Below are 8,629 nucleotides of genomic sequence, written 5' to 3' on the forward strand. Positions count from 1 at the left end.
CTTCGCAAGAACAATCATCCCAAGTCAGAGGGCATCTGCGCGTCCACGACACGATCAACCCACCAAGATCCTCGGTGGATCCAGGTTGAGCGTTGCGAAAGTGGCGTTCACGTCACGCGAGCCGGGGTTCAGTCGAGGCAGAAGTCGTTGCCTTCGATGTCTTCCATCCAGATGCATGACTCGTTGATGCCATCGGCGCGCTGCAGCAGCACGCAGACCGCGCCGAGTTCGACCAGCCGGGCGCACTCGGCCTCGAGCGCGGCGAGGCGTTCTTCACCCACGAGACCCGTGCCGACCCGGACGTCGAGATGCACCCGGTTCTTGACGACCTTGCCCTCGGGAACGCGCTGGAAGTACAACCGAGGGCCGACCCCTGTCGGATCGACGCAGGCGAACGACGCACCCTGATGCTCGGGAGGCAACGAGCGGTCGAACTCCTCCCAGCCGGCGAACCCCTCCGGTGGCGGCGGTACGACGTACCCGAGCACCTCGCACCAGAACCGAGCGACCCGCTCGGGTTCCGCACAATCGAACGTGACCTGGACCTGCTTGACCGACCCCATGCCGGCCACCCTAGCGGCGCGCTCCCGGATGCTCTCGCCGTTTAAGAGATCTTCAGCGACGTCGCCCGGTTGTCGAACCCGATGGTCGCGAGGTTCTCCGAGTGATCCAGATACCCGTCACGCCCGCCCTCGGTCGACTGGCCCGCATAGCGGTATCCGTCCCAGAGCTTGACGCGGCACTGGCGCGTGGCCTTGAAGGACGAGACCCGGTTGTCCCAGTGGTAGGCGGCGAGGTTCGGCACCGCCACCTCGGGGTCGGCGGTGGGCGGGGTGCACTGGGTGACGTCGCCGCCCAGGCGGAGCGACGGGCCGGCATAGCCGGGCAAGTCGTACAACCGCACGAGTTCCACCCACACCTTGGCCGCCGGGTGGTACGCGGCCGCCTCCGCCTCGGTCGCGAAGCACTTGGTCACGCCCGTGCCCAGATCGCCGACGCAATGGTCACCCGAGACCGCCGCCGATGCCGTCGCCGGCGCGAGCACCGCCAACGCGGTCCCCACCGCGGCCGCGAACCCGGCCCACCTCGCACTGCTCAAACCCGAACCGCCCATCACAGACTCCCCTCCGACCACCGCGAAACCCACGGGCTCTCCCGCGAGCCGACGGCCCCACCATGCCGGTGAGCTCGCCCACATCCCGCCCAGACCGCGCCCACACCCAGCACCAAGCGCCTGCCGCCGCCGCTTCTGTCGTCGAAGCACGGCATTCTGGGCGTGACGTGAGACGCTTTCAGCGTTCTCGCAACACTGTCCGGATCACGTGCCGAGCGTTGTGCGCCATCGCCGGGTTCGTGTCGCGGTAGTAGGGCAGCGCGATCAACGCCTGCGAGAGCGTCCGCCCGCGACCACGGGTCCAGGTCGCGTCGTCCACGTCCAGCGCCTGGCGAAAGACCTCCCGCGCGTCAGCGGGTAACAGGTTCCACGCCGGGAACAGATCGCAGGCCGGATCGCCCGCTCCCGTGCACCCGAAATCGATCACCGCCGTCAGCCTGCCGTCAGCCACCAGCAGATTGCCCGGCATCAGGTCGGCGTGCAGCCACACCGGCGGGCCGCCCCAGACCGGGGTACGCAGTGCTTGCTCCCATACCGCGGCCGCCGCATCGCAGTCGACGCCTTCCTCCGGAAGCCCGCGCAGCTTCTCGATCGCCGTCCGCGTCGCCACGTCGAGCGACGCGAGCGGCCCGCCCCGGTGGGCCTGCGGCGCCTCCGGCAGGAGGATGCTCCGCATCGCCACGACGAACCCGGCCAGGTCCTCGGCCAGCAGCGCCGGCTCACTCAGCGCTCCCACCTCGGGGTTCTGCCCTTCCAGCCATCGGTACACCGACCAGGGCCATGGATACCCCTCGCCCGGCTTCCCGGCCCCCACCACCTGCGGGACGGCTGTGGGCAGGTGGGGCGCGAGACGGGGCAGCCACTCCTGCTCCAGCGCCACATCCGCGGCGCCACCCCGCACCAGCGGCAGTCGCACGGCCAAGCTCTCGCCCAGCCGATACATGGCATTGACCGTGCCACCGGAAGGAAACCGCTCGACGGCCAGCCCCGCCCACCGCGGGAACTGCCCCGCGATCAGGCGCCGGACGAGGGCGTCGTCGATGAACTGCTGATCAGGATGCATCTGCCTCGTGGTCATCGACGCCATTCGATCGCCGCGTTCCGGCAGGCGTCAAACGATTTCCACCTGACTTACCGGACGGAACGACCGGGGCTTGTCGCAACACGAGCGTCCCCGAATGTGGCTTACGTAACGCCGAGCAACCTCCAGCTGACACTGGATCACCGCAGGTCTTGACAACCGATCACGCCAGGTCTCACTATTCGACCCATGAACCTGTCGGACAGCCAGACAGCCGGACACGGTATCCGGCGGGTCAGTGCGATGGAGGCCGTGCTGGCGCACCTGCGCGGCGCCATCGAGCATGGCGAGTACGCGGTCGGGGACAAGCTGCCGTCCGAGGCGAGCCTCTCGAAGGAGTTCGAGGTCAGCCGGTCCGTGGTGCGTGAGGCGCTGCGCGGGCTGCAAGCTCTCGGCCTCACGGTTTCCCGTACCGGCAAAGGAACTTTCGTCACCGCCAGCGGTCCCGCCGACAATCCTACGTTCGGCCCGTACTCGGCCCGCGACCTTTTCGAGGTACGCCGTCATGTCGAGATCCCGGTCGCCGGGTACGCGGCGCTGCGGCGCAGCACCGATGACCTCGACCTGCTGACCCACCTGCTCGAGCGGATGGAACACGAGACCGACAACACCGCCTGGGTCGCGCTGGACTCGCTGTTCCACATCACCATCGCCCAGGCCAGCGGCAACCCCGTGTTCGGCAAGGTGATCGAGGAGATCCGCGACGCGCTCGCGAGACAGTCGGCCTTCCTGAACCAGCTGGGCGACCGCAGGGCGAAGTCGAACGGCGAGCACCGGCAGATCGTCACCGCGATCGCCGACGGCTCCGAAAGCGCGGCCGTCTCGGCCATGACGGCTCACCTCGAGCATGTCGAGAGCGCGCTCACCACCATTGTCACGAAAACGATCAAGAGGACACCGTGACCGAACAAACGCTCAACGTCGAGCACAAGTCCGTCGACGCCGGTGACGAGGGCTACAGCAAGTCGCTGAAAGCCCGTCATATCAACATGATCGCCATCGGCGGCGCGATCGGCACGGGGCTCTTCCTCGGCGCCGGCGGCCGTCTCGCGCAGGCGGGCCCCGCGCTCGCGATCGTCTACGCGGTCTGCGGCCTCTTCGCCTTCTTCGTCGTGCGCAGCCTCGGCGAACTGATCCTGCACCGCCCGTCGTCCGGCGCCTTCGTCTCCTACGCCCGCGAGTTCATGGGTGAGAAGGGCGCGTACGTCGCGGGCTGGATGCATTTCCTCAACTGGTCGACGACCGGGATCGCCGACATCACCGCGATCGCGCTGTACGCCCACTTCTGGTCGTTCTTCACGCCGATCCCGCAGTGGGTGCTCGCGCTGATCGCGCTCGCGGTCGTGCTGACGCTGAACCTGGTGAGCGTGAAGCTGTTCGGCGAGATGGAGTTCTGGTTCGCCATCATCAAGGTCGCCGCACTGGTGATCTTCATGGTGATCGGCATCTTCCTGCTGGTGACCAGCCACCCGATCGACGGCAACATCCCCGGCCCGCAGCTGATCACCGACCACGGCGGCATCTTCCCGTCCGGGATCATCCCGATGATCCTGATCGTGCAAGGCGTTGTGTTCGCTTATGCCGCGGTCGAACTGGTCGGCGTCGCCGCCGGCGAGACCGAGAACCCCGAGAAGATCATGCCGAAGGCGATCAACTCGATCATGTGGCGCATCGGCATCTTCTACGTCGGCTCGGTCGTGCTGCTGGCCATGCTGATGCCCTGGGACGCCTACAGCAAAAAGGAAAGCCCGTTCGTCACCGTGCTCTCGCACGTCGGCATCCCGCACGCGGGCAGCGTGATGAACCTGGTCGTGCTGACCGCCGCGATGTCGAGCCTCAACTCGGGCCTGTACTCCACCGGGCGCATCCTGCGGTCGATGTCGCTGGCGGGCTCGGCGCCGAAGTTCACCGGCAGGATGAACAAGAACCAGGTGCCGTTCGGCGGGATCATGCTGACCGCGGCCGTCTGTGTCGTCGGCGTCGCGCTCAACGCCATCGTGCCGTCCGAGGCGTTCGAGATCGTGCTGAACTTCGCCGCCATCGGCATCCTCGCCACCTGGGCGATCATCGTGCTGTGCCACCTGCTCTTCGTCCGCAAGGCGAAGCGCGGCGAACTGACCCGCCCGAGCTACCGCCTGCCGTTCTCGCCGTTCACCGAGATCGTCACGCTGGTCTTCCTGGCCGCCGTCGTGGTGCTGATGGGCTTCGACCACACCGGCCGGATCACGCTCATGGCGCTGCCCGCCATCGCGCTCGCGCTGGTCATCGGCTGGTTCGCCGTGCGCAAGCGCATCGACATGTCCGTACTGGAGAAGGTGGAATGAACCCCGCTCCCCCGATCGGCGTTCCGCGGCACGTGCCGCTCGTGCACGTGCTGCGGGACGGGCTCATCGAAGGCGTCCACTACGGCTCGGTCGTCGTGGTCGCCCCGGACGGCTCGGTGCTCTTCCAGGCCGGTGACGTCGAAACCACGTTCTACCCGCGCTCCACGGCGAAGCCGATGCAGGCGGTCGCGATGACCCGGATGGGCCTTTCGCTGCCGCCGGACCTGCTCGCGCTCAGCGCGGCCAGCCACTCCGGTGAGGAGATCCACCTCGACGGCACCCGGCGCATCCTGGCCTCCGGCGAGTTCACCGAAGACGATCTCGGCAACCCCGCCGACCTGCCCTACGACCCGGTCGAACGGCTGGAGTGGGTCGCCGCGGGCCGCACCGCGCGCAAGCTTGCGCACAACTGCTCCGGCAAGCACGCCGCGATGCTCTGCACCGCGCGGCTCAAGGGCTGGTCCACAAAGGACTACCTGGACCCGGGACACCCGATGCAGCGCCAGATGGCCGCCACCATGGAGGACCTGACCGGCGCGAAGATCGCGCACGTGGCCATGGACGGCTGCGGCGCGCCGCTCTTCGCGGTCTCGCTGCGCGGGCTCGCCACCGCGGCCGGGCGCATCACCCGCGAGGAAGGCCTTGTCGCGCAAGCGATCCGGGCGCATCCGGAGATGGTCGCGGGCACCCGCCGCGACGTCACCCAGCTGATGCGCGCGGTGCCGGGACTGATCGCCAAGGACGGCTTCGAGGCCGTCCAGATCGCCGCGCTGCCCGACGGCACCGCCATCGGCGTCAAGATCGCCGACGGCACCGACCGCGCGCGCCCGCCGGTCACCGCCGCGGCGCTCACGCTGGCCGGGGTCGACCCGGCACCGCTCGCGCCGTTCGCGGGCACCGACGGAAAAGACGGGCTCGCCGTCGTCGGCGAGCTCGCGAAACAACTGCACCACGCTGCCTGAAGGGAAGACGACCGTGACCACGCGTGTCGAGCACGATCTGCTGGGAGACAAGGAAGTCCCCGCGGAAGCCTATTGGGGTGTGCACACCGCGCGCGCCCGTGAGAACTTCCCGATCACCGGCACCACGATCTCCGCGTACCCGCACCTGATCGAGGCGCTGGCCGCGGTCAAGGAGGCAGCCGCGCGCGCCAACGCCGAACTCGGCCTGCTCGCGCCCGAGTTCGCGGACGCGATCTGCGCCGCCTGCCAGGAGATCCGCGAAGGCGCGCTGCACGACCAGTTCGTCGTCGACGTCATCCAGGGCGGCGCCGGCACGTCGACCAACATGAACGCCAACGAGGTCATCGCCAACCGCGCGCTGGAGCTGCTCGGGCACGAAAAGGGCGACTACGCCTTTCTTCACCCGAACGAGCACGTCAACTTGGGACAGTCCACAAACGACGCTTACCCGACCGCGGTCAACGTCGCGACGATCATCGCGGTGCGCGGGCTGTCCGAGGCGATGACCGTGCTGCAGCAGGCTTTCGCCGCGAAGGCCGTCGAGTTCCAAGACCTGCTGAAGATGGGCCGCACCCAGCTGCAGGACGCCGTGCCGATGACGCTCGGCCAGGAGTTCGGCACCTACGCGGTCATGCTCGGCGAAGACCGGCTGCGCCTCAACGAAGCCGTCACGCTGCTGCACGAGATCAACCTCGGCGCGACCGCGATCGGCACCGGGCTCAACGCCGCGCCTGGCTACGCCGAGGCCGCGTGCAAGCATCTCGCCGTGATCACCGGGCTGCCCGTGGTGACCGCCGCCGACCTGGTCGAGGCCACTCAGGACTGTGGCGCGTTCGTGCACCTGTCCGGGGTGCTGAAGCGCATCGCGGTCAAGCTCTCCAAGAGCTGCAACGACTTGCGCCTGCTTTCGTCGGGTCCGCGCGCCGGGCTCAACGAGATCAACCTGCCGCCGGTGCAGGCCGGATCGTCGATCATGCCCGGCAAGATCAACCCGGTCATCCCCGAGGTGGTCAACCAGGTCGCGTTCGAGGTGATCGGCAACGACGTCACCATCACCATGGCCGCGGAGGCCGGTCAGCTGCAGCTCAACGCGTTCGAGCCGATCATCCTGCACTCGCTCTCGGAGAGCATCACGCACCTGAAGCAGGCGTGCCTCACGCTGGCCGAGCGCTGCGTCTCCGGGATCACGGCCAACGCCGACATCATGCGCGGCTACGTGGAGAACTCGATCGGCCTGGTCACCGCGCTGAACCCGACGATCGGGTACGCGGCCGCCACCGAGATCGCCAAGGAGGCGCTGGCCACCGGCCGCGGTGTGGCGGAGCTCGTCGTCGAAAAGGGTTTGCTCCCTGCTGAGAAACTGGCCGAGCTGTTACGACCGGAAACACTCGCGCGCCTGCGCTAGCTCTTGGAAGGGGCCCTCCCCATGTTGCACCGTCTGGTCGACCGGATTCTCGGCCTGGCACCGTCGGAGGGCCCCAAACCGGTCGTCACCCGCGACATCGCCGTGCCCATGCCCGACGGCGCGCGCCTCTACGCCGACCGCTACCGCCCGCCAGGCGACGAGCCGATGCCCGTGGTGCTGATTCGCAGCATCTACGGCCGGAAAGGCCTGTTCCCCGACCTGGTCGCCTCGGTCTTCGCACGGCGTGGCCTGCAGGTGGTGACGCAGAGCGTGCGCGGCACATTCGGTTCCGAAGGCACCTTGTCGGCGTTTCATCAGGAGCGCGAAGACGGGCTCGCGACCGTGGCCTGGCTCCGCGACCAGCGCTGGTGCGACGGCCGCGTCGCCATGGCCGGCGCGAGCTATCTCGGTCACACCGCGTGGGCGGTCGCCCCGTACCTCGACGAACCGCTCGAAGCGTTGTGCGCGGCCATCGTCAGCTCGGACGTGACCGACGCGTTCTATCCCGGCGGGGCGTTCGCGCTCGGCACCTGGGGACCGTGGGGCGTGCTGGTCGCCCAGCAGGAGAAGCGCACAAGTCCGTTGCAGGGCAAGAAGACCGCACGCGCGATCCGGTCGTCGCCGGTGTCCGAACTGGACATCGCGGCCACCGGTGAGCGGATCCCGTTCCTCCGCGAGGTCACCGCTCGCGACGTGTGGTCCGGCATCAACCACCGCGAGGCGATCCCGGACCTGAAGACGCCTGCCAGCCTGTTCACCGGCTGGTACGACATCTTCCTGCAAGGCCAGCTGGATGACTTCAAGGCACTCCAGGCGGCGGGTACCCAGGCGCGGATCACGATCGGGCCGTGGAGTCACGCGGAGCCGTCGAGCATCGGGCCGCAGCTGGCCGACCAGGCTTCCTGGCTGCGTGCGCACTTCGGCTTGGAGTCCCTTGCGGACCGTCAGCCGGTGCGCTTGTTCCTGCAGAACGCGGACCGCTGGCTGGACTTCGACCAGTGGCCGCCCGCCGAATCCGTTCCCACGACACTGCACCTGGCTCCTGGCGGCGAGCTCTCCCCCGAGCCCGGGTCCACTTCGGACTCGTTCACCTACGACCCGGCCGACCCGACGCCCTCGATCGGCGGAGCCGTGCTCTCGGGCAAGACCAAGCAGCAGGACAACAACGCGCTCGAAGCCAGGCCGGACGTCCTCGTGTACACCGGCGAACCGCTGGAAGCGAACCTCGATGTGATCGGCGAGATCACGGCTGTCATTCACGTCGACGCCGAGCAGGCCGACATTTTCGTCCGCCTCTGCGACGTGTCGCCCCAGGGTGTCTCGCGCAACGTCACCGACGGCATCGTCCGGCTGCGGCCGGGCCAGGCCACCGCCGAGGTGACACTGGACCCGACCGCCTACCGCTTCGGCCGCGGCCACCGCCTGCGCATGCAGATCTCCGGCGGCGCGTTCCCCCGCTTCGACCGGCCGACGGAAAACCCTTGTCCCATCGAGATTTCCCACACCAGCCGGATCATCCTGCCGGTTTTCGGGTCGTGAGTGTTCCCGACGGTTGTTTGAGTTAAAGCCAAATGTGGCGCGCTCGTGGCCTGCTGGTGAAGGCTCCCTTCACCAAGTTCTGGTTGGTGAAGGCTCCCTTCACCCAGCTATGCGGGGTGAACTAGGCCCTCATCGGGCAGTGCTGGGGTGGTGGGGGGGGGTTTGGTTTTGGGTAAGGGGGCCAAAAAACAAACCCCCACCACC

Annotated in this window: 8 protein-coding genes; 5 read left to right on the top strand and 3 right to left on the bottom strand. The window is 68.1% G+C overall.

Going from position 1 to position 8,629, the window contains the following annotated elements; genetic code table 11:
- Positions 1-128: 128 nt before the first annotated feature.
- The 3 genes from ACFV15_RS46975 to ACFV15_RS46985 all read right to left on the bottom strand — a co-directional run bounded on the left by ACFV15_RS46975 (position 129) and on the right by ACFV15_RS46985 (position 2,192).
- A complete protein-coding gene (locus ACFV15_RS46975; RefSeq protein WP_378359871.1) occupies positions 129-563 on the bottom strand; it encodes a VOC family protein in 435 nt (144 codons plus the stop codon).
- A gap of 41 nt (positions 564-604) precedes the next feature.
- Entirely contained in the window at positions 605-1,099 is a 495-nt protein-coding gene (locus tag ACFV15_RS46980; protein ID WP_378359873.1) for a hypothetical protein, read from the bottom strand.
- 193 nt (positions 1,100-1,292) lie between these two features.
- On the bottom strand, positions 1,293-2,192 hold the full coding sequence (locus ACFV15_RS46985) for an aminoglycoside phosphotransferase family protein (RefSeq protein ID WP_378359875.1): 900 nt from the start codon (positions 2,190-2,192) through the stop codon (positions 1,293-1,295).
- A gap of 246 nt (positions 2,193-2,438) precedes the next feature.
- On the opposite strand from ACFV15_RS46985, the gene ACFV15_RS46990 reads away from it, so the two are divergent.
- From ACFV15_RS46990 to ACFV15_RS47010, 5 genes are read left to right on the top strand one after another with little or no spacing between them, the layout of a single operon-like run.
- A complete protein-coding gene (locus tag ACFV15_RS46990) occupies positions 2,439-3,098 on the top strand; it encodes a FadR/GntR family transcriptional regulator (protein WP_378359883.1) in 660 nt (219 codons plus the stop codon).
- The gene (locus tag ACFV15_RS46995) at positions 3,095-4,519 is read left to right on the top strand and encodes an amino acid permease (RefSeq protein WP_378359876.1); all 1,425 of its coding nucleotides are present in this window, start codon (positions 3,095-3,097) and stop codon (positions 4,517-4,519) included. The genes ACFV15_RS46990 and ACFV15_RS46995 overlap by 4 nt, the downstream gene beginning before the upstream one ends.
- On the top strand, positions 4,516-5,481 hold the full coding sequence (locus ACFV15_RS47000; protein ID WP_378359878.1) for an asparaginase: 966 nt from the start codon (positions 4,516-4,518) through the stop codon (positions 5,479-5,481). Before ACFV15_RS46995 ends, ACFV15_RS47000 begins: the two co-directional genes overlap by 4 nt.
- A gap of 13 nt (positions 5,482-5,494) precedes the next feature.
- Positions 5,495-6,886, top strand: a complete 1,392-nt coding sequence (gene aspA, locus ACFV15_RS47005) for an aspartate ammonia-lyase (RefSeq protein WP_378359880.1) — start codon at positions 5,495-5,497, stop codon at positions 6,884-6,886.
- A gap of 21 nt (positions 6,887-6,907) precedes the next feature.
- Positions 6,908-8,425 (top strand): CocE/NonD family hydrolase, encoded by a 1,518-nt coding sequence (locus ACFV15_RS47010; RefSeq protein ID WP_378359881.1) that lies wholly within the window; start codon positions 6,908-6,910, stop codon positions 8,423-8,425.
- Positions 8,426-8,629 lie beyond the last annotated feature (204 nt).

It is taken from the genome of Amycolatopsis sp. NPDC059657 (assembly GCF_042734395.1).
In the GTDB taxonomy this organism is placed as follows: Bacteria; Actinomycetota; Actinomycetes; order Mycobacteriales; family Pseudonocardiaceae; genus Amycolatopsis.

Bases quoted from the DNA above. Each gene is read 5' to 3' on its own strand.
- ACFV15_RS46975 (WP_378359871.1), bottom strand. From the start codon at position 563: ATGGGGTCGGTCAAGCAGGTCCAGGTCACGTTCGATTGTGCGGAACCC.
- ACFV15_RS46985 (WP_378359875.1), bottom strand. From the start codon at position 2,192: ATGACCACGAGGCAGATGCATCCTGATCAGCAGTTCATCGACGACGCC.
- ACFV15_RS46990 (WP_378359883.1), top strand. From the start codon at position 2,439: ATGGAGGCCGTGCTGGCGCACCTGCGCGGCGCCATCGAGCATGGCGAG.
- ACFV15_RS47000 (WP_378359878.1), top strand. From the start codon at position 4,516: ATGAACCCCGCTCCCCCGATCGGCGTTCCGCGGCACGTGCCGCTCGTG.
- ACFV15_RS47010 (WP_378359881.1), top strand. From the start codon at position 6,908: ATGTTGCACCGTCTGGTCGACCGGATTCTCGGCCTGGCACCGTCGGAG.